The following is a 26,500-nucleotide window of genomic DNA, read 5'->3' as shown; positions in this document are numbered from 1 at the left end:
TTCTCGTACGGCGCTACGGCGCTACGGCGATACGGCGCTACATACGGCTCAGTGACGCCGCCGCGAACAGGACGTCCCTGATCGCGCGGCGGTCCCCGTCCTGTCCCGCTGCCGCCTCCTCCGGGGAGACATGGCCCGCGGCCAGGCGGCAGAACTCGACTCCGTCCAGTGCGACATGGGCCACCTCACGGTCCGCGGACGCGTCGGCGCCGGGGGAGTCCAGGGGGATGAACCATTCGCCGCCGCCCATGCCCTCGATCTCCAGGCGCAGGCTGCGGCCGGGCGTGCCCGCCGTCACCAGGTCCTGTGACGGGCCGGCGAGTCCCGCGCGGCGGCGCGCGGCGAGCGTGCCGGGAAGCAGCCGGGCGGCGAGGTCGATCATGCGGTGCAGATGGCGCGGGGACGGCGGCTCGTAGGGATAGTCCACCGCTTCCGCGATGTCGCCCGCGTGGATCCAGCACTCGAAGGCGCGGTCCAGCATCGAGTCCCGCAGCGGCAGTTCGACGCGGCGGCCCTCGTCGTCCGGGGCGCTGTACGGGACGGTGAGGCGGCCCGAGCCCGCGCCGTACGCCCCGCCGGCCGTGAAGGACACCGTGCGGATCAGCTCGTGGGTCTGCTCGCGCCAGGGGCCGCGCACGCCGCGCGTGGGCGGGAAGTACGAAGCGCGCCAGTACGCCTCGGTGCGGCGGCCGGGGTCGACGGGCGGTGCCGTGTCCCTGCCCAGCGGGTCGTCGAGGCCCAGGGCCAGCGCGACCAGGCCGTCGACGGCGAGGAGGTGCGCGATCACTCCGGCCACCGTCGTCTTGCGGCTGACCGGGCTGTCCTCGTCGAACCACCGCAGGCGCACCGGAGCGTGCCACTCCGATTCGCCGATGTCGCGCAGGAGGGCATCGAGGCGGGCGGTCTCCGCGTCGTACGGCATGGCCCACCCGGGCACCGGGATGCGCGGCGGGCGCCGCCCGAGACAGCTCTCGATGACGCGGTTGCGCAGACCGGGGTCCAGGTCGAGGCTCTCCTCCTGGTGCAGCAGGCCCACCGCGTCGCGCAGCCGCAGGGCCTCTTCCGCGCAGGGGCCGCAGTGGCCCAGGTGCTCCTCCACCGCGACGGCTTCCTCGACCGAGCAGGCGGCGAGCGCCCAGGCCCCCAGGAGGGACTTCAGGACCTGGTGGTCGAGGTCCGGGGAGAGATCCGGGGCGAGGTCCGGGGCGAGGGGCGGGTCGGGCAGGGGCGCTCCGGTGTCCTCTATCGAGGTCCGCGGCAGCGGTATGCGGGGCGGCCTGCGGGCGTCCTTCCGCTCGTCCCGGCTCTCCGCATCGTCGCCGCAGCCGTCCTCGAACCGGTCGGGCCCGCTCACAGCGCTCTCCCGTAGCCGGGAGGCGGGCTCTGTGCGGGGTGCGGCTCCGCGGGACCCGCCGCGTCGTTCGCGGTGGAGAGCAGTTGCAGGCCCAGACGCAGTCGGCGGCGCGCCTCGTCCTCCGTCACGCCGAGGTCGGCGGCCGTCTGGCGGTAGTCGCGCCGCTGGAAGTAGGCGAGCTCCAGGGCGGCGCGCAGCGGGGCGGGCATGGCTGTGACGATGTAGTCGGCGCGGGCGGCGGCCGATGCGCGGCGCACCTTGCGCTCCAGGTCCTCCGCGGTGCCTTCGCCGCCGCGGGCCAGGGCGGCGGACTCGGTCTGGCGCAGCCGCCGGACGGCCCGCTGGTGGGTGACCGTGGCGACCCAGGAGCGCAGGGGGCCCTGCTTGGGGTCGTACGCGTCGGGGTTCTCCCATATGTGGGCGAAGACCTCGCGGGTCAGGCGGTCGGCGGCGTCCTCGTCCCCGAGTACGCGGTGGGCGAGGCCGTGCACGAGGGAGGCGAAGCGGTCGTACAGCTCCCCGAGTGCGGCGGCTTCCCCGTGCGCGAGGCGCTGCTGCATGCGGCGGTCCCAGCGACGCGGCGCGTCCTTCGCCATGCGGCCCCCCTTGCGCGTGCCGTGCCTTGCTCGTGCCGTTCCGTGCTCGTGCCGAACTGTCAATCGCCCGTGGCGACTATCCATCAAACGTAGTCGCTACCACCGACAACGCACTCCCTTTGTGGCAAAGTGCACCGGCGCCCGGCCTCGGATGATAGAGACCGGTGTTCCTGGTGTTTCATGGAAGAGAGGTGGGGCAGCCGCGAGGTACGCAGGAAGCGTAGGGAAAGCTTCCGCATCGGCGAGGCGAGCTACGGACGAGCGGTATCCAGCGATCGAGAGGCGTGCGCGTGACGCTGCAGGTGGCCGTGGACGAGCAGGACGGCTGGGCCGTTCTGCGGGTGTCCGGCGAGATGGACCTGGTGACCTCGCCCGTCGTGCGCCAGCGCGTGCACGACGCGGTGGCCGACGGCCGGCACAGCCTTGTCCTGGACCTCTCCGACGTCCTCTTCTGCGACTCCAGCGGCGTCGGCGTGCTGATCGCGACCCGCCGTCTCTTCCGCTCCTGCCAGGGCCGCCTGCGCCTGATACTGCCCGCGAAGGGCGCCGAGGACGGCTCCCACGTGAACCGCGTCCTCGCGGCCCTGGGCGTACGCCGCCTCTTCGAGGTCTTCCCCGACGTGGCCGCGGCCGTGGACGACGAAGCGGCGCCACTCTCCGCGTGACGCCGCTCCATCCGCATACCGCCCGACTCAGTCCCGCCTGATCAGCTCCGGGTCGATGCGCCGCCCCACCAGCGGCAGCGTCCCCGCCACCGCCAGGACGAGCACCCCGGCCATGGCCGCGACCAGGAGCGGCACCCCGGCCCCGTCCCAGAAGATCTCGCCGCCGCCGGTGACCAGATAGGCGGACTCCGCAAGCTTCCCCGCGACGAGCGCGAGCAGCAGCCCCACGGCCAGCGGAAGCACTACCTGCGTGCACTGCACGAGGCGCAGGGTGCGGGCCCGCGCGCCGATCAGGGAGAGCGCCGTGACCTGGGGGCGGCGCTCCACGGCCCGGTCGGTGACGGAGACGAGGAACGCCGCGACGCCGATGACAAGGCCCATCACCATGCCGAGCGCCAGCAGCGTCTCGATGACGGTGATCTGCTGGAGGCCGTCGATGTTGATGCCCGCGGGGTCGACGTCCGCCGTGGGCGCGATGGCGCCGATGCGGTCGAGCACGTCCCGTACGGTGCCGGGGTCCGAGCCGCTCATGAGGACGAGCGTGGCCGCGGCGGGCAGGGCGTGCGCCGGGAGCTCGGAGGGCGGCACCAGGAGGCCGGGGCTCGGCAGGTTGGTGACGTCGTACCCGTCGAACAGGACGGCGGCCTCGGGCACCTTCACCTTCATCGAGGTGCGCTTGCCGTCCTTCTCCAGGGCGTACGTGGAGGTCTTGACGGGGGACTCGGCGACGTTCGGGTCCTGGAGCCGCAGCACCTTGCCCTCCTCGCAGCCCGCCGCGTGCTCCGTCAGCCGGGCAAGCTGTGCGCAGGTGGCGACCAGGGCCGGGGCCTGCCAGTCGCCGCCCTCCCGGGTGGGGTCGGTGCGCGGATCCATCACGATCGCGTCCGCCCGCACCGCGGGGATGTCCCGCAACTTGTCCTGCTGCTCGGCGCTGAGCTGCGAGAGCCGCAGGCCGTACTCCTGCACGGGCGAGTCGGAGCGGCTGATCTGCTGCTCCTCCACCAGGACGCCCTGCGCGAGTGAGGCCGAGAACACGAGCAGGACGAGCCCGGTGACCACGCGCATCGCGCTGCCCGGCTCGACCTCGTTGCGCCGCATGGCCAGGCTCAGGGCGAGGTTGCCGGAGCGGGCCAGGCGCGTGGCGATGCCGTACGAGAGCAGCGGCATGACGCTCACCAGGCCGAGCCCGGTGAGCAGCACCCCGCCGGGCACCAGCAGGGAGTTGATGCCGGAGCTCTGCGCGGGGTTGTCGGTGAGGCCGGTCGCGCAGAAGCCGATGACGATGCCGAGCCCGGTGACGAGGAGCAGGCCGCCCCAGACGCGGGGCGCGCGCGGGGCCGCGGTGCGCCGGGTGCTCAGCGGGTTGGTGGCCGCGGCGCGGGCGCTTGCCCGGCCCACGAACCACGAAAGGGCGGTGCAGCCGATGAGGCAGACGGCGATGGTGGACGCGGAGAGCGCGCCGTCGGCGGGGTACCACTTCAGGCCCGGAAGTCCGGTCCTCGCCATGATCTGGTTCAGGAGCCAGAACTCGGCGAGGCCGAGCAGCGCCCCCAGGAAGGCGGCGACGACGGTCTCGGCGGCGTTCACGCGCTGCGTTCCCTTGGCGCTCAGGCCGAGCAGGCGCAGGGCCGCGAGGCGCCGGTTGCGGCTGGCGGCGGAGAGCTTGGCGCAGACCGAGAGGAAGACGCCGAGGGGCAGCAGTACGAGCGCGGCGAGGGTGAAGCGCAGGATGTCGAGGGTGGACTTCTCGACGGCCGTGGTGGGCGCGTGCTCGGAGCCGAAGCTCTTCAACGCGCGCGCGTCGTCGCCGAGCTTGTCCTCGGTGGTGCCCACGTAGGCGTACAGCTCGTTCGGGTCGGTCAGGCCGGATGGCCCGATCAGGCCCTTCTCCTTGCCGGGCAGCAGCCCCTTGAGGCCGGGCTCGTCACGGAGTTGGTCGTGCAGTGCGGGGGAGGCGAACACCTCGCCGGGCGCGGGGAGTTCGCTCAGGCCGGGCGGTGGCCGCACGGCGGCGCCGTCCTTGCCGCGGGCGAGGAAGACCCGGCTGAACGGCTTCGAGCCGTGCGGGTCGGAGCGCTCGAGGACGAGGGTGGGCTGCCCGGACTTCTTGCCCGCGTAGACCTGCGGGTCGCGGTCGGCCGCCCGCCCGCCGTGCGCCCCCAGGATCGAGGGGATGGTCAGGACGAGCGCGAGACAGCACACCCCCAGCGAGCCGCCGAGGGTCATGAGCCAGAAACGTACGCGGGTGCCGCGCCCGGAGCCGAAGAGGAGCCGCAGGCCGAGCAGGAACTCGCTCATGCGGACGCGCCCTTCGCGGCGAGGACCCCGTCGGCCATCGTGTAGTTGCGGTCGGCCTGCGCGGCGACGTTCGCGTCGTGCGTGACCAGGAGGACCGCGGTGTCCTGCGAGCGGGCGAGGCCGAGGAACTCCTTGAGGACGGTGGCGGCGTTCGCGCTGTCGAGCGAGCCGGTCGGCTCGTCGGCGAAGACGACGGCCGGCTGGTGCACCAACGCCCGTGCCACGGCGACGCGCTGGCTCTGCCCGCCGGACACCTGCGAGGGACGCCGCTCGCGCAGGTCGGCGATCCCGAGGCGGTCGAGCACCTCGGCGGCGGCCTTGAGCGCGGGGCGCTTGCGCGTGCCCGCCAGGCGCAGCGGCAGCGCGGTGTTCTCCTCGATGGTCAGCTCGGGGAGCAGCTCGCCGTACTGGAAGACGAAGCCGAAGCGCTCGCGGCGCAGCGCGCTGATGTCCTCGTCGTCGAGTTCGCCGTACGCCCGGCCCTCGAACCGCACCTCGCCGCGCGCGGGCGGCAGTACGCCCGCGAGGCAGTACAGGAGGGAGGACTTGCCGGAGCCGCTCGCCCCGGTGATCGCCGCGATCTCGCCGCGCGCCAGGGTCAGATGGGCGTCACGGACGGCGGGTGTCGAGCCGTAGGAGAGGTCGACTCCCGTGGCGCTGAGGACTTCTGACGTACCGGTCTTGCCTGTCGACGTGCTGATCGCTTCCCCCAAGAAGGCGAAGGGCCCGGGGCGGGGGCCCGGGCCCGGTGTGCGTGCGCGGCAGCCGGTCAGTGCTGCCGCTTCGTGCCTGTGGTGACTACCGCTTGTAGTGCTTGGTCACCGAGCAGTTGTCCGGGTGGAAGGAGCCCCGGTCACGGCAGGCGCGTATCCAGGCGTTCTTGGTGTAGCGAGCGGCGCCGTCGTACACGAGCTGGTCCTTGTGGACCGTCTTCTTCTGCTTGCCGTTGAACCGGTTCCAGTCGTAACCCTCGACCTTCACCTGCATGTAGACATTGTGGCCGTCGCCGGCCGAGGTGTCCTGAAGGTCGCCCTTCCAGTGGAAGGCACCGTGCTTGGCGCCCGGCGCCTCGAACTTGTAGTAGCCGTTCTTGAACTTGACCCCGCCGCTGGAAAGCGTCGGAATCTTGTGCCACGAGGCGGTTGCCTCGACGTCCCCGCTACCCCCGTTCGCGGTAGCGAAAGCGGTCCCCGCGCCCGTCAGAAAGAGCCCTGCAGCCAGGGCACCGACGGCCAGCTTTCGATTCATTTGTGTTCTCCCGTTTTTGTTGGTCTGCCCTGGTGCGATCCAGGGCGGCAGGAACGTAACACCCCGCTACGACACCCGCAGTTGAGATTCCGGGCGCACGGACCGTCGGGCGCGCATCACTGTGCGTTTGCTTTGCGCGTACGTAAACGATCTTTGAACTGATCATGACACTAGGGAGGTTTGGACCACGGAGAGTGGGCGAGGTGAAGCACAGATGTCGACGATCGGTGAGGGAAGGTCAAGAGAGACCCAAAAGATCATCAAGGGTCGGCTCCTGGTACAACCTCTCTTGTCCCGGTCTTGGCACAAGCATCGGCTTCCCGCCTCCGGGCGGTCGCCGACGACGTAGGCTCGCTGTCAGTAACACCCGGGGAACCCCCGTGCACACGCACCCAACCGCAGAAGTGAGGCGGCCCGAACACCATGGACAGTGCCGAGTACGAGCGTAAGATCGCGGCCCGTTTCACCACCTTCGACCAGGATGGCAACGGCTACATCTCCCGTGAGGACTTCAGCACGGCGGCTGTCGCCCTGCTCAGCGAGTTCGGCGCCACGGCGCGCTCCGAGAAGGGACAGGCCCTCTACATCGGGGCCGAGGCCTTCTGGCAGGGAATGGCGGGGATCGCCGACCGTGACGGTGACCAGCGGATCACCAAGCCGGAGTTCGTGGGCGGCGCCGTGAAGCGCCTGCGCGACAACCCGGCCCGGTTCGCGGAGATCGCGCGGCCGTTCCTGGACGCCGTGATCGCCGTCGCGGACAGCGACGAGGACGGCGCGGTCAGCCCTCAGGAGATCGAGCGGGTCCTCAAGGCTCTCGGCGTCGAGGCGGACACCGCCTCCGCGGCGAGCGGCGCGCTCGACACGGACGGGGACGGGCGAGTGTCGGAGGAAGAGATCGTCGCGGCGTTCTCGGCGTACTTCACCGTTCCTGAGTGAATGCCTGTACGCGCAGGGGCTAGCCCCGCGTGAACCGCTCCCGCAGCTTGTACTTGAGCACCTTGCGCAGTGTCTCGTTGCGGGGAAGGGCCTCCACCACCTCCAGTTGCTCCGGCAGCTTGTACGTGGAGAGCCCTTCCCCGCGCAGATACGCGGTCAGGGACTCCAGGGTGAGGGCAGGGGCCTCTCCCGGCGGCCGTTCGATCACCGCGCAGACCCGCTCGCCCCGTTCGGGGTCGGGCAGGCCGATGACCGCCGCGTCCCCCACGGCCGGATGCCGGTGGAGCAGGTCCTCTATCTCCTTCGCGGAGATGTTCTCGCCCTTGCGGATGATGATGTCCTTGGCCCGGCCGGTCAGGACCAGATGGCCCGTCGGCCGTACGTGCCCCAGGTCACCCGTGATCAGGAAGCCCTCCGCGTCGAAGACCCCCGCACTCTGCTCGGGGTCCAAGTAGCCCTGGCAGACCGCCTCCCCGCGCAGCCGCACGTCCCCGTCGACTCCGGCGGGCACCTCCTTGCCCTCGGGGCCGGTGATCCGGATCTCCATCCCTTCCGGCGGCATCCCCTCCGTCGTCGCCAGGTTCTCGGCGGTGTCGTCCGGCGCGCCCATGGTGATCATCGGCACCTCGGTCATGCCGTAGCCGTGGGTGAGCTGGCAGCCCATCTCCCGTACGACCGCGTGATAGATCTCCGGCGGCTTCGGCGCCCCGCCGCCCGCGAGGAGACGCAGGGTCGGGATGACCTTCTCGCCGGCTGTGAGCTTGCGCTGCTCGGCGAGGAACATCGAGTAGAACGCGGTCGACCCGCCCGCCACCGTCACGCCGTGCCGCCGGTAGCCGTCGAGCGCGTCCGGCAGGGCGAAGAGCTCGAACATCACCGCGGGGAAGCCGTACAGGAGCAGCATCACCGTGTAGTCGGGGCCCGCGATGTGCGCGAAGGGGAACGCCATCGAGCCGACGTCGTCCGCCGACAGGTGCAGCGCGTGGGCGAGGCACGAGCCGCCCGCTATCAGTGAACGGTCCGTGTGCAGAACGCCCTTGGGGTCGGACGTCGTGCCCGATGTCCAGTAGATCCAGCGCACCGACGTGCCGTCGGAGGGCGGCGCGGGCAGTACGGACGGATCGGCGTCCGGCAGTTCGTCGTACGCGTACGCCTGGAAGACGCCCCGCGCGCCGAGCCGGTGCGCCATCTCCGTGTGGTCGAAGCCGCGCCACACCCCCGGCACCGCGAAGAACTCTGCCTTCGACTCCCGCAGGGCGAAGCCGACTTCGCGGTCGCGGTAGAAGGGGATGACCGGCGACTGGACCGCTCCGATGCGGGCGAGCGCGAAGGAGAGCAGGGCGGTCTCGATGCGGGTGGGCAGCTGCCAGGCCACGACCGTGCCGGGGCGCACGCCCATCTCGTAGAGGCCCGCGGCCACGCGTTCGCAGCGGTCGCGCAGCTCGCCGAAGGTCAGGGTCCGGTCGTCGGCGGGGTCGGCGGCGGACTGGATGAAGACCGGGGTGTCCGGTGTGAGCGCGGCGCGACGTTCGATGAGCTCCCAGAGGGTGCGGGAGGCGCCGAGTGCGTGCGCGGTCTCGTTCCCCGCGCTCTCTTGGGTCCTCATGTGATCCCCTCGCGACCGGAGTCCGGCTTGCGGACCGTCGTAACTGACGGGCAGTCAGATCGTGCCGAGAGCGTAAGGCTCACCGCCTTGTCGGTCCAGGGGTGCGGAGCTAGCCTGCGTTCTGACGGGCCATCAGATCTGCCAACGGCTGGGCTGCGGAGGCCGGTGGGATGGCCGCAGTCGTCGGACGGACGACCGGAGGAGACACCATGACCGACGAGCGGGCCTGACGTGGACCTCGCCTACACCGAGGAGGAGGAAGCCTTCCGGGCCGGACTGCGCGAGTGGCTCACCCGGACGCTCCCCCTGCTGCCGCCGCGCCCCGACCCGGCCGACTGGCCGGGGCGGCGCGCGTACGACATGGGATGGCAGCGCAGGCTGTACGACGCCGGGTACGCGGGGCTGCACTGGCCCGTCGACGCGGGCGGCCGGGGGGCAACGCCCACCCAGCACCTCATCTTCCTGGAGGAGACGGAGAAGGCGGGCGCCCCCTACGTAGGGGCGAACTTCGTCGGCCTGCTGCACGCGGGCCCCACCATCGCCTCCGAAGGGACCTCCGAGCAGCGCGCACGGTGGCTGCCGCCCGTCCTGCGCGGGGACGAGGTGTGGTGCCAGGGCTTCAGCGAGCCGGACGCGGGTTCGGACCTCGCGTCGCTGCGCACGCGCGCGTGGCGGGACGGCGACGACTACGTGGTGAGCGGCTCCAAGATCTGGACCTCGCACGCGGAGGTCGCCGACTGGTGCGAGCTCCTCGTGCGCACGACACCGGTGAGCGAGGACGTGCCCAAGCACCGCGGCATCTCCTGGCTCGCGATGCCGATGGACGCCCCGGGGATCACGGTCCGGCCGCTGCGCACGCTCGCGGGCTCGACCGAGTTCGCCGAGATGTTCCTCGACGAGGTGCGGGTGCCGGCCGCGAACCGGGTCGGCGCGGAGAACGACGGCTGGCGCGTGACCATGGTGACGCTGTCCTACGAGCGCGGTACGGCCTTCGTGGGCGAGGTCGTCGCCTGCCGCCGTGTCCTGGGCGAGCTTGCGCGTGAGGCCCGCAAGAACGGGCGCTGGGACGACGCGGTACTGCGGCGCAGGCTCGGCAGACTGAGCGCGGAGTTCGGCGCGCTGTGGCGGCTCACGCAGTGGAACGTGAGCGAGTCGCAGCGGGCCGGGAGCGGTGTGCCGGGGGTCGGCGGGTCCGTCTTCAAGCTGCGGTACTCGCACGCGCGGCAGGAGCTGTACGAGGCCGCGGGCGAGGTCCTTGGGCCCGGCGCGCTCGACCTGGGCCACGAGTGGACCCTGGACCGGCTCTCCTCCCTCTCGTACACGATCGCCGCCGGGACCTCGCAGATCCAGCAGAACATCGTGGCCGAGCGGATACTCGGCCTGCCGAAGGGGCGGTGAGGGCGCGCGTGGACTTCCAACTCAATGCTGATCAGCGGGCGTTGAAGAGTGGCTTCCGGGATCTTCTTGAGGGGCGGTTCGACGGGGGCGCGCTGCGGGCCGCCGTGGACGCCGGGACTCCTTCGCTGGACCGTGCGCTGTGGCGGGAGCTCGGGGATGCCGGGTTCTTCGCGCTGCGGGTGCCGGAGGCGGAGGGTGGGGTCGGACTCGGGCTTCCGGAGGCCGTGTTGGTCTTCGAGGAGGCGGGGCGGGCGCTGCTTCCGGGGCCACTGGTGGCGACGTTCCTCGCGGCGCCGGACGTCGAGGGAGCGGCGCGGGGGGCGGTCGTGGTGACCGCCGTGTCCGGCGGGGGCGATGGAGGGGGCGGCGGGCTCGTGCCCTGGCTGGACGAGGCCGATGTGGTCCCGGGGGATGCCTCCGGTGCCGTTCCGCTGCGGTCCGTCGACCCGCTGACGCCGCTGCACCGGGTGCCCGGTGGCGGAGGGACGGCGGCCCCGGAGGCCGACCTGCTGATCGCCGCCGAGCAGTTGGGGAGCGCCGGGAAGACCTGCGAGATGGCCGTCCGTTATGCCCGTGAACGTACCCAATTCGGGCAGGCCATCGGGGCTTTCCAGGCCGTCAAGCACCTCTGCGCGCAGATGCTCGTCCGTACCGAGGTCGCCCGCGCCGCCGTGTACGCCGCGGCCGTCACCGGCGACGCGCTGGAGATCGCGGGCGCCAAGCTGCTCGCCGACGAGGCGGCGGTACGGGGCGCGCGGGACTGCCTGCAGGTGCACGGCGGGATGGGGTTCACCTGGGAGGCCGACGTGCATCTGCATCTGAAGCGGGCCTGGGTGCGGGCGGGCCTGGGGCAGTCGGCGGCCGGGGCGGAGGAGGAGCTGGCGGCGGCGCTGTGAGGCCGGGGGCCCGTGGGGCACGAGGGGCTCACGAGGTCCGTGAGGCGGTCGCTGTGCGGAGAGTGATCGACTTGTGGGATCCCCGAAGTGGGGGGAGGCTACTGAGCGTCGATATCGGGTTGTGTCCTACGCGTGACTCGTCACGGCATGGAGTCGGGCTTCCGCTCCGGTACCTTGTGTGAGATGCGAGTGGTTCTGAGGTCGAGCCATGCCGGTGTTGCCACTGAGGCGGCGCCGGGCCCGGCGATGCGTACCGCTCGCAGTGCAGGAAGGGGCTGTATGCCCGCCTGTTCGACCCCCCGCAGCGCGCGTCGCACAGTATGCCGCACGCGTACTCCTTCGCGCTGGAATATGCCTGAAGCGCTTGTTGGGGTGACTGAACGTCAACCATGCTGTCTCTCAAGGGGATCACGTTCCGTGACCCCTTGGAGTCGCGAGGCGATGTGTCCGCCGGTTCGGATGGTGTGAGCGGTGCAGGTGCTTCATGTTCAGCTGGAAGTCAGGCCCGACCCCGCAGAGGTGGGACGGGCCCGGAGGTGGGCGCGTTCGCGCCTCGCGGGTTCCGGGATAGAGGTCGACGAGCCACTGGCCGAGACGCTGATCCTGCTGATCTCGGAGCTGGTCACCAACGCGGTGGTGCATACGGGCTGTCCGGCCGTACTGCGCATGCGGCTCCCGGATGCCCCCGACGCCGCGGAGAAAGCCGCGGGGGCCGCCGGAGCCGGGGCCGCAGGGGCCGCGCAGGCGGGGTCCGGGACGGTCCGCGTCGAGGTCGCCGACACCAGCGCACGGCCGCCCAGGCCGCGGCACGCGGACGGCGACGCGACCAACGGCCGCGGCCTCGAACTCGTCGACGGCCTCGCCGACCGCTGGGGCTGGCAGACCGAAGGTGCGGGCAAGAGCATCTGGTGCGAGGTGGACCGGTGCGATTCCGGGGTCGAGGCCGTCGCCTTCGACGGGACGACGTACGACGACGTGGCGTACGAGGCCGTTTGAGCCCCGCAGGTCCCGCATACCGGCGCCGGGCGCCCGTATGCGCCGTCGCGTGCCCCGATGCGCGGCTGTGCGCGGTCGGTACAAAAGCGGCATAATTCATTAATCACCGGACGGGTGTTGACGTACCGTGTCCGATTGATCACGCTTGTGTGCAGCGATTCGCCGCGAGGGGACGTCGAGGGACGGTGGTCTGTGGCCCGGCCCTTGACGAGATGTGGGTCGCAGACGGCGCCGGTCCCTTCGTGGCCTCGGGAGGCAGGACTCGCGCGTCGGAGCCGGATGGCGGCGTGCGGCAACGCGCTCGGGGCGGGCGCCGGGCGCCGGGCGCCGCCATCCCAAGGCTCACGGAGTTCGCGCGGCAGGTCTCGCGGGGCTCACAGCACCGCGACCGGGGCCACGGGCGTTCCCGTGCCGCCGATGAACGGCTCGGGCATCGCGGAGAGCAGGAAGCTGTAGCGGGAAACTTCTGCACAGGCTGTGGACAACTTTTCCAGATTCCAGTTCTGGCCCTGCAGCATCCCCATCTCGACCAGATGGAGCGCGTGCACGGGCAGCCAGAGGTTCTCGATCTCCGGCGGGAAGATCTCGAAGGTCAGGGTGTCGTTGGCGACCGCCGCGACATCGCGCGCGTGGAACCACTCCGGGGTGCGGACCGAGAGGCCGGGGGACGGGTAGCCGTACGCGTGCTTGTCGCCCGCGAGGTAGGTCTGGATCTGCCCGGTGCGTACGAGGACGATGTCGCCGGCGCGGACGGTGACCCCCGCGAACTCCTCTGCCTGTGCCAGGTCTTCGGGCGTGACGGCGTGGTCGCCGGGCAGCCGGTCGACACCCTTGGCGCGGGCGACGTCGAGCAGGACGCCGCGTGAGACGAGGTGCGCCACCTTGTCGATGCCGCTGAACCGGGCGCCGGTGTGGGCGGTGATGGTGTCCGCGGGGCGGCCGTTGTAGATCTTCCCCGAGTGCGACGCATGGGTGAGGGCGTCCCAGTGGGTGGCCGTCTGCAGGCCCATCGTGACCGCGTCGTCGCTGGTGGCGACCGTGCCGGGGCCGAAGAGCTCCTGGTTGATCTGCACCATTGTGTGCAGGGGGTTGACCCGGCCGGGTATCAGGCCGGTCTGGACGCCGTCCTCCTTGAGGGCGAGCGCGAGCGGAATGCGCCTGCCGGTGCGAACGGCGGCGGCGGCCTCGCGGACCACCTCGTCGGTGATGAGGTTGAGGGTGCCGATCTCGTCGTCGGCGCCCCAGCGGCCCCAGTTGTTGACGCGTTTGGCGATGTCGTGGAACTCGGGCGGCAGGGCGGAGCGGGGTGATCCGGCGGTTCCTGTGGATGCCGAGTCTGACATGGGTCCTCCGCGGGGCTTGTCTTCCGGTATCTGACGGGTCATAGAATCTAACGGTCCGTCAGAAACCGCGGGAAGGGGCCGGACGTGGGGAACTTCTTGGCAGGCAAGGTGGTGGCCGTGACCGGTGCCGGGCGCGGCATCGGCAGGGCGGTCGCGCTCGCCGCCGCAGCCGAGGGCGCGAAGGTCGTGGTCAACGACTACGGCGTCTCCATGGAGGGCGCCGAACCGACCAGTGAGATAGCCGACGGCGTGGTCAAGGAGATCCAGGCGGCGGGCGGCGAGGCCGTCGCCGTCGCCGACGACATCTCGACCATGGCCGGCGGGCAGCGGATCGTGGACATCGCGCTCGCCGAGTTCGGGCGGATCGACGGTGTGGTGTGCGTCGCCGGGATTTTGCGCGAGCGGATGCTCTTCAACATGTCCGAGCAGGAGTGGGACCCGGTTGTCGCCACGCATCTGAAGGGCACGTTCACCGTCTTCAGGGCCGCGTCGGCGGTCATGCGCAAGCAGGGCACGGGCACGCTGATCGGCTTCACCAGCGGCAATCACCAGGGGTCGGTCGCGCAGGCCAACTACAGCGCGGCCAAGGGCGGGATCATCTCCCTCGTACGGAGCGCGGCGCTCGGCCTGAACAAGTACGGGGTCACCGCCAACGCGGTGGCGCCGGTCGCGCGGACCCGGATGTCCGCCAACGTTCCCATGGAGCTGAAGGAGATCGGGGAGCCGGAGGACGTGGCCGCGTTGGTCACGTATCTGCTGAGCGACCGGGCGCGGGAGGAGAAGATCACCGGGCAGGTCTATACGGTCGCCGGACCGAAGATCGCCGTGTGGGCCCAGCCCCGTGAGCTGCGGGCCGGGTACGTCGAGGGCGGCTGGACCCCGGAGAAGATCGCCGACTTCCTGCCGGGGACGGTGGGGGTCGACCCGATGCCGCTCCTCGCGCAGATCGAGGCGATGGCGAAGGCGGCCGCCGCCAAAGACCGGCCGAACGCGTAGGGCGGGGCCGGGCGGTGGAGTTCGGATTCGGGCCCGAGGACGAGGAGTTCCGCGCGGAGGCGCGGGCCTGGCTCGGCGCGCACCTGACGGAGGCGTTCGCGGGCGCGGTGGGGCGGGGCGGGCCCGGCAGTGAGCACGAGGGCGTGGCGGAACGCCTTGCCTGGGAGCGGGAGTTGGGGCGGGGCGGGTGGATCGGGCTGGGGTGGGGCTCGGGAGAGGACACTGTTAGTGGCGCGGGTGCGGGGTCAGGGGTGGGCCCGTACGGGAATCGGCGGGCGACGCTGACCCAGCAGGTTGTCTGGGCCGAGGAGTACGCGCGGGCCCGGGCGCCCGGACGCCACGGGCACATCGGCGAGAACCTGCTGGCCCCGACGCTTCTGGCGCACGGCACGCGGGAGCAGCAGGAGGAGTTCCTGCCGCCGATCGCGCGCGGCGAAGCGCTGTGGTGCCAGGGGTACAGCGAGCCCGGCGCCGGCTCCGACCTGGCGGGGCTGCGGACGGTGGCGGTGCGGGACGGTGACGCGTACCGCATCACCGGGCAGAAGATCTGGACCTCGCTCGCGCACGAGGCCGACTGGTGCTTCGTGCTCGCGCGGACGGAGGCGGGGTCCCGTGGCCACCGGGGGATTTCCTTCCTGCTGGTGCCGATGGACCAGCCGGGGCGGATCGAGGTGCGCCCCATCCGGCAGTTGACGGGGACGAGCGAGTTCAACGAGGTCTTCTTCGACGGGGCGATCGCGCGTGCCTCGCATGTGGTGGGCGGTGCGGGCAACGGGTGGCGCGTCGCCATGGGGCTGCTCGGCTTCGAGCGGGGGGTTTCCACGCTCGTGCAGCAGATCGGGTTCGCGGAGGAGCTGGGGGGTGTGGTCCGGGAGGCGGTCGAGCGCGGGGCCGTCGGGGATCCGGTGCTGCGGGACCGGCTGGTGCGGCAGTGGGCGGAGTTGCGGGTCATGCGGTGGAACGCGCTGCGTACGTTGGGCAGTTCGGGGGCCGATGGGGTCGGCGACGCGGGTGCGCCCAGCGTGGCCAAGCTGCTGTGGGGCGGGTGGCATCAGCGGCTCGGGGAGCTGGCCATGGCGGTGCGTGGGGCCGCGGCGGCCGTCGGTCCCGCGGACTGGAGCGAGGACGCCCCGTACGAACTGGACGCGCTCCAGCGGCTTTTCCTCTTCACGCGGGCCGACACCATCTACGGCGGCTCGGACGAGATTCAGCGGAACATCATCGCCGAGCGCGTGCTCGGCCTGCCGAGGGAGGCGCGATGAGGGGTGTCGTTTTCGACAGGAGCAGGGCCGAGGGGAGCAGGGTCGAGGTCGTCGACGACCTCGAGGTACGGGATCCGGGGCCGGGGGAGGTGCTGGTCGCCGTCGCGGCCGCGGGGTTGTGCCACAGCGATCTTTCGGTGATCGACGGGACCATTCCCTTTCCCTCTCCGGTGGTGCTCGGGCACGAAGGGGCGGGGGTGGTGGAGGCGGTCGGTGCGGGAGTGACGCATGTGGGTGCGGGCGATCACGTCGCCCTTTCGACCATCGCCAGCTGCGGGACGTGCGGGGAGTGCAACCGGGGGCGGCCGACGATGTGCCGGCGGGCGATCGGGATGCCGGACCAGCCGTTCTCGCGGGGCGGTGAGCCGATCTACCAGTTCGCGGCGAACTCCGCGTTCGCGGAACGCACGGTGGTGAAGGCCGTACAGGCGGTGAAGATCCCGCAGGACATTCCGCTGACGTCGGCGGCCTTGATCGGGTGCGGGGTGGTGACGGGGGTCGGTGCCGCGCTGAACCGGGCGAAGGTGGACCGCGGGGACAGTGTGGTGGTGATCGGTACGGGGGGCATCGGGCTGAACGTGCTGCAGGGGGCGAGGATCGCGGGGGCGACGCGGATCGTGGCGGTCGACGCGAACCCCGACAAGGAGGGGGTGGCGCGGCAGTTCGGTGCGACGCACTTCTTCTCGTCGGCGGGGGCGGAGGGCGTGCGGGAGCTGTTGCCGACGGGGGCGGACCATGTCTTCGAGTGCGTGGGCAGGGTCGAACTGATCAGGCAGGCGGTCGACTTGTTGGACCGCCACGGCCAGGCGATCCTCCTGGGCGTACCGCCGGCCACGGCCGAGGCGTCGTTCCTGGTCTCGTCCCTGTTCCTGGACAAGTCGATCCTGGGCTGCCGGTACGGCTCCGCCCGACCGCAGCACGACTTCGCGCTGTACGCGGAGCTGTACCGGGAGGGGCGGCTGCTCCTTGACGAGCTGGTGACGGAGGTCTATCCGGTGGAGGACTTCGCCAAGGCGGTGGGGGATGCGGAGGCGGGGCGGGTGGCGCGGGGGGTGCTGACGTTCTGAGGGTTCTCGCCGGGGGCGTTTGGCGGGGGGTGCGGTTTCGGTTCGTTTGTGGGTGCGGGCCTGTTCTGGTGCGGGGCTGGTTCGTCTGTGGGTGCGGGTGCGCGCCGGTATGTCCGTCCTCGCCATCCGCTGGTGGGCGCTTGGCTACTTCGGCTGGGGAGTGTCGCGAACCGTGCTCCGGGCGGAAATACCGGCACACCCCCTCGCGTCTCGACGCCGACTGCGGCCTCAATGGGGGCGGATGCGGGGCAATCGGGCGGGTGGGCGGGAGAGCCTGTTCGTCCAGGGTCGGATGCGGGGTGAACGGGCGGGTGGGAGGGAGAGGTTGTTCGTTCAGGAGAGATGCGGGGTGAGGAACCGCACCCCGGAGGGCTACCGCGGGGCCCGGCGGGTGAACGTGCGGCGGTAGGCCGTAGGGGTCACACCGAGCGCCGCCTGCAAGTGCTGCCGCATGGATTGGGGAGTACCGAATCCCGCGTCCCTGGCGACCTGGTCGACGGAGAGTTCGCTGGACTCAAGAAGGTGCCGCGCCCGCTCCACCCGCTGCTGCGCAAGCCACTGCCCGGGGCTGATCCCCACCTCCTCGCGAAAACGCCGCGTGAAAGTGCGTACGGACATGGATTCCTGCTCCGCCATGTCGCGGAGCTGAATCGGCTCGTGGAGACGCCCCAGCGCCCAGGCCCGCGCCGAGGTCGTGGTCGCGAACTGTGGCTCAGGGACGGGGCGTTGGATGTACTGGGCCTGGCCCCCGTCCCGGTGCGGAGGCACCACCGTACGGCGGGCGACGTCGTTCGCGACCGCCGATCCGTGATCGCCGCGCACGACATGCAGGCAGAGGTCGAGCCCCGCCGCCACACCCGCCGAGGTGAGCACGTCACCGTCGTCGATGAACAACACCTCCGCATCTACCGTGATCTGCGGAAACAGGCGCTGGAAGTGCTCCGCCGACGCCCAGTGCGTCGTCGCCGTGCGGCCGTCGAGGTAGCCCGCGGCGGCGAGGACGTAGCCGCCGGTGCAGATGGAGATGAGGCGCGTGCCCGGTTTGATGTGGGCGAGAGCCGCGGTCAGTTCGTCGGTCAGGCGGCCTTCCTCGTAGACCGGACCGAGTTCGTACGACGCCGGGATCACGACCGTGTCCGCGGTCGCCAGGCACTCCGGGCCGTTCTCCACGAGGATCGCGAAGTCGGCGTCCGTGCGCACCGGGCCCGGCGGGCGGACGGAGGCGGTCACGATCTCGTACAGCGGCTCGCCGTCGGCGTCACGCGCGCGGCCGAAGATCCGCTGCGGGATGCCGAACTCGAAGGGGATGACCCCGTCCATGGCAAGGACCACCACTCGGTGCCGGGTGATACCGGTCCGCGTCGTCCGGGGGGTGGCGCCGGTCTGGGAAGCCATGGCCCGATTCTAGCTAATGCTGTCCTTTGGGCCACTCGTTTGGGGTTACGGAAATCCGGAGGCTGTTGTCGTGACCCAGACAGACGTGAATCAGCCGGTCGAGCCGCAAGCGGAGGTGCCGGGGCCGCCCGCGGAGGTGCCGGGCCCGCCCATGGAGGCGCCGAGGCAGCGGCGTCGTATCCACCGCGCGTGGTTCGTCGCGGCCGTGACCTTCGTGACGATCATCGGCGCCGCGGCCTTCCGCTCCCTGCCGGGGCTCCTCATCGATCCGCTGCACGAGGAGTTCCACTGGTCGCGCGGCACGATCGGCCTCGCGGTCTCCGTCAACCTCGCGCTGTACGGGCTCACCGCACCGTTCGCCGCCGCGCTCATGGACCGCTTCGGCATCCGGAAGGTGGTGGCGGTCGCGCTCGTCGTGATCGCGGTCGGCTCCGGGGCGACCGTCTGGATGCAGTCCGCCTGGCAGTTGCTGCTGTGCTGGGGGCTGCTCGTCGGGCTCGGCTCGGGGTCCATGGCGCTGGCCTTCGCCGCCACCGTCACCAACCGGTGGTTCACCACGCGGCGCGGATTCGTCACCGGCATCCTGACCGCGGCATCGGCCTCCGGGCAGCTGATCTTCCTGCCGCTGCTCTCCTGGCTCGTGGACACGCACGAGTGGCGGCCCGCCGCGGTGACCGTCGCCCTGGCCGCGCTCGCCGTCGTCCCGTTCGTCTGGCTGCTGCTGCGCGACCATCCGGCGGACGTGGGCGTGAAGCCGTACGGCTCCGAGGAGTTCGTGGAGAAGCCGCCGCCCGCCACGGGGGCCGCGCGGCGTGCGGTCACCGTGCTGTTCAAGGCGGCCCGTACCGGCCCCTTCTGGCTGCTCGCCGGGACCTTCGCCATCTGCGGCGCCTCGACCAACGGCCTGATCCAGACGCATTTCGTGCCCGCAGCGCAAGACCACCACATGCCGGTCAGGGCAGCCGCGTCGCTCCTCGCCGTCATCGGCATCTTCGACGTCGTGGGCACGATCGCGTCCGGCTGGTTGACGGACCGCTTCGACGCGCGGCGGCTGCTCGCCGTCTACTACGCGCTGCGCGGCATCTCGCTGCTCTTCCTGCCGCTCCTTCTCGATTCGACGGTGCATCCGCCGATGATCTTCTTCATCGTCTTCTACGGCCTCGACTGGGTGGCGACCGTGCCGCCGACCCTGGCCCTGTGCCGCGAGCAGTACGGCGACGACAGTGCCATCGTCTTCGGCTGGGTGCTCGCGTCGCACCAGGTGGGTGCCGCGCTCGTGGCATTCATCGGCGGTGTCGTGCGGGACACCTTCGGGAAGTACGACGTGATGTGGATCGCCTCGGGGGCGCTGTGCGCGGTGGCGGCGCTGATGTCCCTGGTCATCCGGCGGCGGGTCGGTGACGACGAGGCAGGCGCGCGGCCCGCGCTCACGTAGCGAACGTGCCGGACGTTCCGAACGTGCCGAACTTGCCCCGGTGGAACAGGAGCGGTTCGCCGTCGTCGGTGGCGCCCAGGGCGTCGACGCGGCCGACCACGATCAGGTGGTCGCCCCCGGTGTGCACCGCCTGGATCGTGCAGTCGATCCAGGCCGGTACGCCGGCCAGGCGGGGCGAGCCGGTGACGGGCGCGGAGTCGTACACGACGCCGGCGAACTTGTCGGCGCCGCTCACCGCGAAGCCGCGGCACAGGGCGCCCTGGTCGGCGCCCAGGACGTTGACGCAGAAGACGCCCGCGCGGGCGATGCGCGGCCATGTCGTCGACGTACGCGCGACCATGAACGAGACGAGGGGCGGGTCGAGGGAGAGCGAGGAGAAGGACTGACAGGCGAATCCGGCAGGGCCCGGCTCGCCTTCGGATGCCGGTGCCGTGACAACGGTCACGCCGGTCGCGAAGTTCCCCAGCACGCGCCGGAATTCACGCGCGTCGAGCGGCGCCCGCTCGTCGTCGCCGACCGCCCGCAGCTGGGGGCGCGGGAGGGCTTCGACCGGGCCGGTGGCGGTCGGCGCTCCGACCGACCTGAGATATCGGACGACGGTGGCCGCCATCCCTGCATGTCCCATCACATTCATCATTGAAGCTGACGGGTCGTCAGATTGGAAGGGCTTCGACGGGGGCGCCGGACGGCTGCCTGCCCGTGCTCAGCGGCCCTCGTACGACGGGGAGCGCCTCTCGACGAAGCTCGCCACGCCCTCGTTCGCGTCCGCCGTCGTCATGTTGATCTCCTGCGCGGCGGCCTCCGCCGCGAAGGCCGTCGAACGGTCCGATTCGAGGGACGCGTTGACCAGTTGCTTCGTCATGGCGATGGCGCGGGTCGGCCCGCTCGCAAGGCGCTCCGCCCAGGCGCGGGCGGTCTTCTCCAGTTCACCGGCGGGTACGACGCGGTTGACGAGGCCGAGGCGTTCGGCGTCCGCGGCCGGCACCGAGTCCCCGAAGAACATCAGCTCCTTGGCCCGCTGGGGGCCGATGAGCCGCGGCAGCAGATAGGCCCCGCCCCCGTCCGGTACCAGGCCACGGCGGACGAAAACCTCGATGAACTTGGCCTGTTCGGCGGCGATGACGAGGTCACAGGCGAACGCCAGATGCGCGCCGATCCCGGCCGCGGTCCCGTTCACCGCCGCGATCACCGGCTTCTCGCAGTCGAGGACCGCGGAGATGAGGCGCTGGGCGCCCAGTTTGATCGTGCGCGCCACGTCACCGGGCACACGCTCGGCGGTGACGGGGGCTCCGCGCAGGTCGGCGCCCGCGCAGAAGCCCTTGCCGGTCGCGGTGATCACGACGGCGCGGACGGCGGGGTCGGCGGAGGCGTCGGCGAGCAGCGAGATGACGCGTTCGCGCTGGTCCCAGGTGACGGCGTTCATGGCTTCGGGCCGGTTGAGGGTGATCCACGAGACGGCGTTGTCAGTGGCGTGGAGTACCAATGAGTCGAGGGGATCGGTTGCGCCGGTTCCGGCTTTGGTTCCGGCTTCGGGGGAGGGTGTCATGGGGCGTGGTACTCCATTTCGCTGCGGGGTGTTCGGGTGGGCGCGCGGGAGAAATTCGCCTCGAAGCGGCGGCCTGAGAACCCGCTCACCGGCAGACGGCAAGAGCGTCCAGAGCGACCGCCCCCTGCCCCTGGGGCAGCACCATCAGGGGGTTGATGTCCAGCTCCGCCAGGTCATCGCCCAGCTCAAGAGCCATCCGCTGAACCCGCAGCACCACCTCGACGAGCGCGTCGATGTCGGCAGGGGGCGCGCCGCGGACCCCGTCGAGGAGCGGCCTCCCGCGCAGCTCGGAGAGCATCGCGAGCGCCTGGGACTCCCCGAAGGGCGGCACCCGTACGGCCACGTCCCGCAGGACCTCCACAAGCACGCCGCCCAGCCCGACCGTCACCGTCGGCCCGAAGAGCTCGTCCTGCGTCACGCCCACCACCATCTCGACGCCCCGCTCCACCATCTGGCAGACGAGGACGCCGTCAAGGGCGATCCCCTCGTAGCGCGCGATGTCCGTCAGCTCCCGATAGGCGTCGCGCACCTGGCTGGCCGAGGTGAGACCGACCTTCACCAGGCCGAGTTCGGTCTTGTGGGCAAGGTGCGCCCCGGACGCCTTCATCACCACCGGGTAGCCGACGAGCCCCGCCGCCCGTACGGCAGCCGCCGCGCTGGTCACCAACTGCTCGCGCGGTACGCGAATCCCGTACGCGCGCAGCAGCTGTTTCGCCGCGTGCTCGCTCAGCTGCTGGCCGGGCCGCATCAGGGCCTGCGCCTTGCGGAAGGACGGCGAGGGCGTGCGCGGGGCCTCGGCGAAGGGGGAGCGGTAGCGGGTGGTGAACCGGTGGTGGTCCAGATAGGCGCGCACCGCCGTGATGCAGTTGGCGAAGGTGCGGAAGGTGGCGACGCGCGAGGAGCCGAGCAGCGTGGTGCGGTAGGCCTCCTCGGTGCCGACGGGCGAGCCCCACACCACGCACACCAGCTTGTCCGTCTGCTCCGCCGCGTCCACCAGGTCCTGCGCCAGCTTGTCGCTCATCGGCGGGAAGGGCCCGGTGATGGGACAGATCAGCACCCCCACCTCCGGATCGTCCAGGATCGCGTCGATGATCTTCCGGCCGCGCCAGTCGCCCACCGGGTGCCCGCCGTTGTCGACGGGGTTGGCGACGTTCAGGTAGTCCGGTATCCACTGGTGGAGCTCCGCCTGCTTGGCCTCCGAGAGGGCGGGAAGGCGCAGCCCCGCCTCTGTCGCCAGGTCCGAGAAGTGCGCGCCCGTGCCGCCCGAGATCGAATACACGACGACGCCTTCGGCTTGCGGGGGCCTGGCGCGCGCCAGCAGGGCGGAGGTGTCCTGCAGTTCGTCGAGGCCGTCCACCCGGATCACGCCGTACTGCCGCATCGCCGCGTCGACGACCGTGTCGGCGCCGGTGAGCTTGCCGGTATGTGAGGCGGCCATGCGGGCGCCGGTCTCGGTGCGGCCGACCTTCACCGCGACGACGGGCACACCGTGCTGGGCCGCCCGGTCGGCGGCGAGCAGGAAGGAGCGGCCGTCCTTGAGGCCCTCGACGTAGCAGGCGATGGCTCCGACCTCGGGGCGCTCGGCGAAGTACGAGATGAAGTCGGCGGTCTCCAGATCGGCCTCGTTGCCGGTGGGCGCCCAGTGCGAGAGGCGTACGCCGATCTCCTGCATGGTGAAGACGGGGCGTCCCTGGTGGCCGGACTGGGTGATCAGGGCGATCGCCGGTCCTTCGAGGTCGTCGCGGAACTTCTCGAAGGCGTTCAGGTTCGTGTTGGGCCCGAGCAGCCGCATCCCGGAGCGCTCCACGGCGGCGGCAAGACGGGCCTGCGCGGCCGCTCCCTCCGCACCGGTCTCGGCGAAGCCGGAGGCGAAGGCGACCGCGAACTTCACCTTGGACTCGGCGAGTTCCTCGATCACGGGAAGGGGATCACTGACGAGGAGTACGGCCAGATCGACCTGTTCCGGCAGGTCGGCTACGGAGGGGAAGCAGGGGGTGCCGAAGACTGACCGGCGGGTGGGGTGCACCGGATGCAGCCGGGTGCCGCCGCGTTCCGCCCAGTCCATGAGCTGGCGCGTGATGCCGGTGTTCGGCCGGCCCTCGGCGTCCGATGCGCCGATGACGGCGACCGACTCGGGGCGGAAGAACCGGTCCAGATCAGGTATGTCCGCGTGCAGGGGACGGCCGCTCACGTCCAGGTCGTCCGCCGTGGCGGCCTGTCCGTGGACGGCGGGTGCCGGGGCTTCGCCGCAGGCCACAACATGCGCGCGGCGGGGGTCGGTGGTGAAGGTGCCGTAAGTCGATCCAAGCATCGGGCCGCCCGCTCCTGTGGGAAAGGAATGCAACTGACGCATAGTCAGATTACTGAACTGACGCTGTGTCAGGAACAGTGCTGCACGAAGATTGGGGCGGCCCTTTAGCGGTACCCATGGCTCGGGGGGTGCTACTCCCCTCCGGCGATCTTTGGCGCCGGGAGGGGGTAGTACCGGCCACGGGGGATCTGTGTGAAGGGGGGGCGGGCGACTGCGGGGCCGTCGTGGCTGGTCGCGCAGTTCCCCGCGCCCTTTAAGGGGCTAGCGGCTCTGGCGGGTTGCCACCGCCTTTGCGATTTTCTCCGCGTCCCGGGCCATCTCCCGCAGCATTCCGCTGATGGGGTTCGTGAACCCGGTGAAGTAGAGGCCGGGGGCCGACTTCGAAGTGCGGGCGCCGCGGACCAGCGGGGTGCCCTTCGCGTCGAGTACGCCGAGGTCGCCGAGGAGCGGTTCAAGGGCGCGGCGGTAGCCCGTGGCCGCGATGACCGCGTCGGGGCAGATCCGCGTGCCGTCGGCCAGGACGACCTTGCCGTCCTCCAGCGCCTCCACGGCCGCGACCGGTTCGACCCGGCCCTTGCGCACCGCGTCGATCAGGCCGACGTCCTGCACCGGGATCGCGCCCTCGTTGACGCGGGAGTAGAGGCCGGTGGCGGGGCGGGGCAGCCCCTGTGCGGACAGGTCGGGGACGCTCGCCTTCGCGATCGGGCCCGCGAGACGGTCGACGAGGGAGACGGGCAGCCTGCGGCAGAGGATGCCCGTGCGCTGCGCGGGCCAGCCCGCCGTGGAGCGGCGGACGATGTGCGGCGCGGTGCGCACCGCGAGGCGTACGCGCCCGGCGCCGCCTTCGGCGAGGTCGACGGCGATCTCGGCGCCGGTGTTGCCGACGCCCACGACCAGGACGTCCTTGCCTTCGTAGGAGCCCGGTTCGCGGTAGGCGCTCGCGTGCAGGAGTTCGCCCGTGTAGGTGTCGCGGCCGGGCCAGTCCGGCAGGTGGGGGGTGTGGTTGTAGCCGGTGGCGATCACCACCGCGCTGCCGGTCAGCTCACGGCCGCCGGTGGCGTGCAGCAGCCAGCCTCTGCCGTCGGCGGCGCGCTTCAGGCGGGAGACCTCGACGCCGGTGACGATCTCCAGCTGGTGGAACTCGGCGTACTTCTCCAGGTAGCGGAGCACGTTGTCACGTGACACCCACCGTCCGAAGGCGCGCGGTATCGCGAGCCCCGGCAGGGCGGAGAGGCGTCGCGTCGTGTGCAGGTGCAGGCGGTCGTAGTGCGTGCGCCAGGAGGCGCCGACCCGGTCGGACTTCTCGAGCACGACCGCGCGTACGCCTCGCGCACGCAGGGCGGCCGCCACGGAAAGGCCGCCGGGTCCGCCCCCGACGACGTAAACGGGACGGTCTTGGTGTGGCGTTTGTGGGGGAGTGGTGTCGGCCATGGACCTGAGAGTAATCACGTGGTCACTTGATGGGGGACGGTCAAGCCCCAAACCGGTTGCGAATTGATCACGGGTGTACGCGGCGGGCTTACGCCGACGGCCCCCGCGGCACGCAGGCGGGCCGATCCCCCGTACCGCCTCTTGCGTACGACCCTTGCGCAGGGGGCAGGTGTGCGTTGAACTGACGTGCCGTCAGATGCCGTCAGAAACCCTTACCCGGAGTGGGAGACAGCCGTATGGGGAGCACTGGGAGCACAGGGACCGGGAACACAGGGAGCAGTGGCAGCCCGGGAAGCGCTGGAAGCGCAGGAAGCACAGGAAGCGCTGTGAGCGCCGGGGATCCGCGCTTCGACCTGCCCGAACCCGACGCCTTCACCCGCCCGTACTGGGACGCGGCCGCGCGGGGAGACCTTCTGATCCGCCGCTGCGGCGGATGCGGCAGGGCGCACCACTACCCGCGCGAGTTCTGCCCGTACTGCTGGAGCGAGGAGGGCGCGTGGGAGCGGGCGAGCGGCCGCGCCACGCTCTACACATGGTCCGTGGTGCACAGGAACGATCTGCCGCCGTTCGGCTCCCGCGTCCCGTACGTCGCCGCGGTCGTCGACCTCGCCGAAGGCCCGCGCATGATGACGGAGATCGTGGAGTGCGAGGCCGCCGGGCTGCGGATCGGGATGGCGCTGGAGGTGGCGTTCCGGGATGCGGGGGAGGGCGTGACGGTGCCGGTCTTCCGGGGGGTGTCGTGAGGGATCGGGATGAGCTTTCGGCGTGATGTGCTCATCGGCTTCTGCTACGGGTGTGGCGCGGGTGAAGATGGGGGCATGGCTTCCTCGGACCCCTACGCCACCTGGCAGCTGACTCCTGACCTGGAGCAATTCCTCGCCGGAGCAGCGAAGTTCCTGCACTCCGACCCCGTCACGCACACCGTGCTGCTCAGCGCCTGCGAGACTCTGCGCACGCACGGGCTCCACGTGTACGGGGACGGCGTACCCCACTTCGGGATCCGTGCCGCGGGTGACGGCGTCGTGGAGGGCGTCTTCATGTGGACCCCGCCGCACCGTCTCGCGCTGAGCCCGCTCGCTGACAGAGCCGCCGCCGACGACCTCGCCGCGCTGCTCTCCGACGCGGGCGAGAAGCTGACCGGCGTCGGTGGCGAGCGGGACACCGCCGAGGCGTTCGCGCGGGCCTGGCAGCGCCACACGGGGGCGACCGCCGAGGTCGCCGTGCACGACAGGCTGTACGGCCTTGGCACCCTCACCCCGCCCGACCCCGCCCCGGAAGGCGCCGCGCGCGTCGCCACCGAGGCGGACCGGGAGCTGCTGATGCGCTGGCACCATGAGTTCGGTGAGGCATTGGGTGCTCCCCGGGCGATGATCTCCGGAACCTGGGCCGACACCCGTATCGCCTATGGAGGCATCACCCTCTGGGAAACCCCCGACGGCACCCCCGTAGCCATGTCGGGCCGCACGCGCCGCGTCGGCGGCCAGGTCCGGGTGGCCCCCGTCTACACCCCCGCGGCGCACCGCGGCCGTGGCTACGCGGGAGCGGCGACCGTCGAGGTCTGCCGTGCCGCCCTTGCCGAAGGCGCGGACGAGGTGCTGCTCTTCGCCGACTCCGCCAACCCCACGAGCACCGGGCTCTACCAGCGGATCGGCTTCCGTCCGGTACGGGACTTCGCGCAGTACGACTTCACGCGCTGACCTTCATCCTGCTGTGCCGTGCTG

23 protein-coding genes are annotated in these 26,500 nt (G+C 71.3%); 11 read left to right on the top strand and 12 right to left on the bottom strand.

Features of this window, described 5'->3' with window-relative positions; translation table 11 throughout:
* Positions 1–37: 37 nt before the first annotated feature.
* Entirely contained in the window at positions 38–1,354 is a 1,317-nt protein-coding gene (locus ACWFR3_RS30900; protein WP_453737951.1) for a zf-HC2 domain-containing protein, read from the bottom strand.
* Positions 1,351–1,950, bottom strand: coding sequence for a sigma-70 family RNA polymerase sigma factor (locus ACWFR3_RS30895; RefSeq protein WP_453737950.1), 600 nt, complete (start codon positions 1,948–1,950; stop codon positions 1,351–1,353). Before ACWFR3_RS30895 ends, ACWFR3_RS30900 begins: the two co-directional genes overlap by 4 nt.
* A gap of 290 nt (positions 1,951–2,240) precedes the next feature.
* Here ACWFR3_RS30895 and ACWFR3_RS30890 point away from each other — a divergent pair, with 290 nt between their 5' ends.
* Complete coding sequence (locus ACWFR3_RS30890; protein WP_453737949.1) at positions 2,241–2,615, top strand: STAS domain-containing protein; 375 nt, start codon at positions 2,241–2,243, stop codon at positions 2,613–2,615.
* A gap of 27 nt (positions 2,616–2,642) precedes the next feature.
* Here the strand turns inward: ACWFR3_RS30890 and ACWFR3_RS30885 are convergent, their stop codons facing one another.
* The 3 genes from ACWFR3_RS30885 to ACWFR3_RS30875 form a co-directional block, all read right to left on the bottom strand.
* A complete protein-coding gene (locus ACWFR3_RS30885) occupies positions 2,643–4,913 on the bottom strand; it encodes an ABC transporter permease (protein WP_453737948.1) in 2,271 nt (756 codons plus the stop codon).
* The gene (locus ACWFR3_RS30880) at positions 4,910–5,626 is read right to left on the bottom strand and encodes an ABC transporter ATP-binding protein (RefSeq protein WP_453737947.1); all 717 of its coding nucleotides are present in this window, start codon (positions 5,624–5,626) and stop codon (positions 4,910–4,912) included. Before ACWFR3_RS30880 ends, ACWFR3_RS30885 begins: the two co-directional genes overlap by 4 nt.
* An 85-nt stretch (positions 5,627–5,711) precedes the next feature.
* A complete protein-coding gene (locus tag ACWFR3_RS30875) occupies positions 5,712–6,161 on the bottom strand; it encodes a hypothetical protein (RefSeq protein ID WP_453737946.1) in 450 nt (149 codons plus the stop codon).
* A 423-nt stretch (positions 6,162–6,584) separates the two neighbouring features.
* Between ACWFR3_RS30875 and ACWFR3_RS30870 the strand changes: the two genes are divergently transcribed.
* Positions 6,585–7,097: an EF-hand domain-containing protein gene (locus ACWFR3_RS30870; RefSeq protein WP_453737945.1), complete on the top strand. Its 513-nt coding sequence runs from the start codon at positions 6,585–6,587 to the stop codon at positions 7,095–7,097.
* A gap of 19 nt (positions 7,098–7,116) precedes the next feature.
* Here ACWFR3_RS30870 and ACWFR3_RS30865 read toward each other — a convergent pair whose 3' ends face one another.
* Positions 7,117–8,703, bottom strand: a complete 1,587-nt coding sequence (locus ACWFR3_RS30865; RefSeq protein WP_453737944.1) for a class I adenylate-forming enzyme family protein — start codon at positions 8,701–8,703, stop codon at positions 7,117–7,119.
* Between the two features lie 231 nt (positions 8,704–8,934).
* Here ACWFR3_RS30865 and ACWFR3_RS30860 point away from each other — a divergent pair, with 231 nt between their 5' ends.
* The 3 genes from ACWFR3_RS30860 (at position 8,935) to ACWFR3_RS30850 (ending at position 11,993) form a co-directional block, all read left to right on the top strand.
* On the top strand, positions 8,935–10,101 hold the full coding sequence (locus tag ACWFR3_RS30860; RefSeq protein ID WP_453737943.1) for an acyl-CoA dehydrogenase family protein: 1,167 nt from the start codon (positions 8,935–8,937) through the stop codon (positions 10,099–10,101).
* 8 nt (positions 10,102–10,109) lie between these two features.
* Entirely contained in the window at positions 10,110–10,997 is an 888-nt protein-coding gene (locus ACWFR3_RS30855; protein WP_453737942.1) for an acyl-CoA dehydrogenase family protein, read from the top strand.
* Positions 10,998–11,468: 471 nt separating this feature from the next.
* Positions 11,469–11,993 carry an ATP-binding protein gene (locus ACWFR3_RS30850; RefSeq protein WP_453737941.1) on the top strand — a complete coding sequence of 175 codons (525 nt, stop codon included), beginning with the start codon at positions 11,469–11,471 and terminating at the stop codon, positions 11,991–11,993.
* Between the two features lie 374 nt (positions 11,994–12,367).
* On the opposite strand, the gene ACWFR3_RS30845 is transcribed toward ACWFR3_RS30850, so the two are convergent.
* Positions 12,368–13,336: a cyclase family protein gene (locus ACWFR3_RS30845; RefSeq protein ID WP_453737940.1), complete on the bottom strand. Its 969-nt coding sequence runs from the start codon at positions 13,334–13,336 to the stop codon at positions 12,368–12,370.
* Between the two features lie 84 nt (positions 13,337–13,420).
* Here ACWFR3_RS30845 and ACWFR3_RS30840 point away from each other — a divergent pair, with 84 nt between their 5' ends.
* From ACWFR3_RS30840 to ACWFR3_RS30830, 3 genes are read left to right on the top strand one after another with little or no spacing between them, the layout of a single operon-like run.
* Positions 13,421–14,332 carry an SDR family oxidoreductase gene (locus tag ACWFR3_RS30840; protein WP_453737939.1) on the top strand — a complete coding sequence of 304 codons (912 nt, stop codon included), beginning with the start codon at positions 13,421–13,423 and terminating at the stop codon, positions 14,330–14,332.
* A gap of 14 nt (positions 14,333–14,346) precedes the next feature.
* The gene (locus ACWFR3_RS30835) at positions 14,347–15,594 is read left to right on the top strand and encodes an acyl-CoA dehydrogenase family protein (RefSeq protein ID WP_453737938.1); all 1,248 of its coding nucleotides are present in this window, start codon (positions 14,347–14,349) and stop codon (positions 15,592–15,594) included.
* Positions 15,591–16,661, top strand: coding sequence for a Zn-dependent alcohol dehydrogenase (locus ACWFR3_RS30830; protein WP_453737937.1), 1,071 nt, complete (start codon positions 15,591–15,593; stop codon positions 16,659–16,661). The genes ACWFR3_RS30835 and ACWFR3_RS30830 overlap by 4 nt, the downstream gene beginning before the upstream one ends.
* 372 nt (positions 16,662–17,033) lie before the next feature.
* Here ACWFR3_RS30830 and ACWFR3_RS30825 read toward each other — a convergent pair whose 3' ends face one another.
* On the bottom strand, positions 17,034–18,056 hold the full coding sequence (locus ACWFR3_RS30825; protein ID WP_453737936.1) for a GlxA family transcriptional regulator: 1,023 nt from the start codon (positions 18,054–18,056) through the stop codon (positions 17,034–17,036).
* A gap of 151 nt (positions 18,057–18,207) precedes the next feature.
* Here ACWFR3_RS30825 and ACWFR3_RS30820 point away from each other — a divergent pair, with 151 nt between their 5' ends.
* Entirely contained in the window at positions 18,208–19,491 is a 1,284-nt protein-coding gene (locus tag ACWFR3_RS30820; RefSeq protein WP_453737972.1) for an MFS transporter, read from the top strand.
* Here ACWFR3_RS30820 and ACWFR3_RS30815 read toward each other — a convergent pair.
* From ACWFR3_RS30815 to ACWFR3_RS30800, 4 genes are all read right to left on the bottom strand, one after another.
* Positions 19,484–20,116 carry a flavin reductase family protein gene (locus ACWFR3_RS30815; protein ID WP_453737935.1) on the bottom strand — a complete coding sequence of 211 codons (633 nt, stop codon included), beginning with the start codon at positions 20,114–20,116 and terminating at the stop codon, positions 19,484–19,486. The genes ACWFR3_RS30820 and ACWFR3_RS30815 overlap by 8 nt on opposite strands.
* A gap of 78 nt (positions 20,117–20,194) precedes the next feature.
* Positions 20,195–21,037, bottom strand: coding sequence for an enoyl-CoA hydratase/isomerase family protein (locus ACWFR3_RS30810; protein ID WP_453737934.1), 843 nt, complete (start codon positions 21,035–21,037; stop codon positions 20,195–20,197).
* A gap of 85 nt (positions 21,038–21,122) precedes the next feature.
* The gene (locus tag ACWFR3_RS30805; protein WP_453737933.1) at positions 21,123–23,348 is read right to left on the bottom strand and encodes an acetate--CoA ligase family protein; all 2,226 of its coding nucleotides are present in this window, start codon (positions 23,346–23,348) and stop codon (positions 21,123–21,125) included.
* 261 nt (positions 23,349–23,609) lie between these two features.
* Positions 23,610–24,779: a flavin-containing monooxygenase gene (locus ACWFR3_RS30800; protein ID WP_453737932.1), complete on the bottom strand. Its 1,170-nt coding sequence runs from the start codon at positions 24,777–24,779 to the stop codon at positions 23,610–23,612.
* 326 nt (positions 24,780–25,105) lie between these two features.
* Here ACWFR3_RS30800 and ACWFR3_RS30795 point away from each other — a divergent pair, with 326 nt between their 5' ends.
* Both ACWFR3_RS30795 and ACWFR3_RS30790 read left to right on the top strand, forming a co-directional pair.
* Entirely contained in the window at positions 25,106–25,522 is a 417-nt protein-coding gene (locus ACWFR3_RS30795; protein WP_453737931.1) for a Zn-ribbon domain-containing OB-fold protein, read from the top strand.
* A gap of 75 nt (positions 25,523–25,597) precedes the next feature.
* On the top strand, positions 25,598–26,476 hold the full coding sequence (locus tag ACWFR3_RS30790; RefSeq protein WP_453737930.1) for a GNAT family N-acetyltransferase: 879 nt from the start codon (positions 25,598–25,600) through the stop codon (positions 26,474–26,476).
* The last annotated feature ends 24 nt before the right edge of the window (positions 26,477–26,500 follow it).

This window comes from Streptomyces sp. NPDC055189, from assembly GCF_053606765.1.
The sequence above is the reverse complement of the archived record's forward strand: the minus strand, read 5'-3'. Positions and strand labels throughout refer to the sequence as shown.

Excerpts from the sequence above, each read along its gene's own strand:
- ACWFR3_RS30895 (WP_453737950.1), bottom strand. The coding sequence starts at position 1,950 with ATGGCGAAGGACGCGCCGCGTCGCTGGGACCGCCGCATGCAGCAGCGC.
- ACWFR3_RS30885 (WP_453737948.1), bottom strand. The coding sequence starts at position 4,913 with ATGAGCGAGTTCCTGCTCGGCCTGCGGCTCCTCTTCGGCTCCGGGCGC.
- ACWFR3_RS30875 (WP_453737946.1), bottom strand. The coding sequence starts at position 6,161 with ATGAATCGAAAGCTGGCCGTCGGTGCCCTGGCTGCAGGGCTCTTTCTG.
- ACWFR3_RS30870 (WP_453737945.1), top strand. The coding sequence starts at position 6,585 with ATGGACAGTGCCGAGTACGAGCGTAAGATCGCGGCCCGTTTCACCACC.
- ACWFR3_RS30865 (WP_453737944.1), bottom strand. The coding sequence starts at position 8,703 with ATGAGGACCCAAGAGAGCGCGGGGAACGAGACCGCGCACGCACTCGGC.
- ACWFR3_RS30845 (WP_453737940.1), bottom strand. The coding sequence starts at position 13,336 with ATGTCAGACTCGGCATCCACAGGAACCGCCGGATCACCCCGCTCCGCC.
- ACWFR3_RS30830 (WP_453737937.1), top strand. The coding sequence starts at position 15,591 with ATGAGGGGTGTCGTTTTCGACAGGAGCAGGGCCGAGGGGAGCAGGGTC.
- ACWFR3_RS30825 (WP_453737936.1), bottom strand. The coding sequence starts at position 18,056 with ATGGCTTCCCAGACCGGCGCCACCCCCCGGACGACGCGGACCGGTATC.
- ACWFR3_RS30820 (WP_453737972.1), top strand. The coding sequence starts at position 18,208 with ATGGAGGCGCCGAGGCAGCGGCGTCGTATCCACCGCGCGTGGTTCGTC.
- ACWFR3_RS30815 (WP_453737935.1), bottom strand. The coding sequence starts at position 20,116 with ATGGGACATGCAGGGATGGCGGCCACCGTCGTCCGATATCTCAGGTCG.
- ACWFR3_RS30810 (WP_453737934.1), bottom strand. The coding sequence starts at position 21,037 with ATGACACCCTCCCCCGAAGCCGGAACCAAAGCCGGAACCGGCGCAACC.
- ACWFR3_RS30805 (WP_453737933.1), bottom strand. The coding sequence starts at position 23,348 with ATGCTTGGATCGACTTACGGCACCTTCACCACCGACCCCCGCCGCGCG.
- ACWFR3_RS30800 (WP_453737932.1), bottom strand. The coding sequence starts at position 24,779 with ATGGCCGACACCACTCCCCCACAAACGCCACACCAAGACCGTCCCGTT.
- ACWFR3_RS30790 (WP_453737930.1), top strand. The coding sequence starts at position 25,598 with ATGGCTTCCTCGGACCCCTACGCCACCTGGCAGCTGACTCCTGACCTG.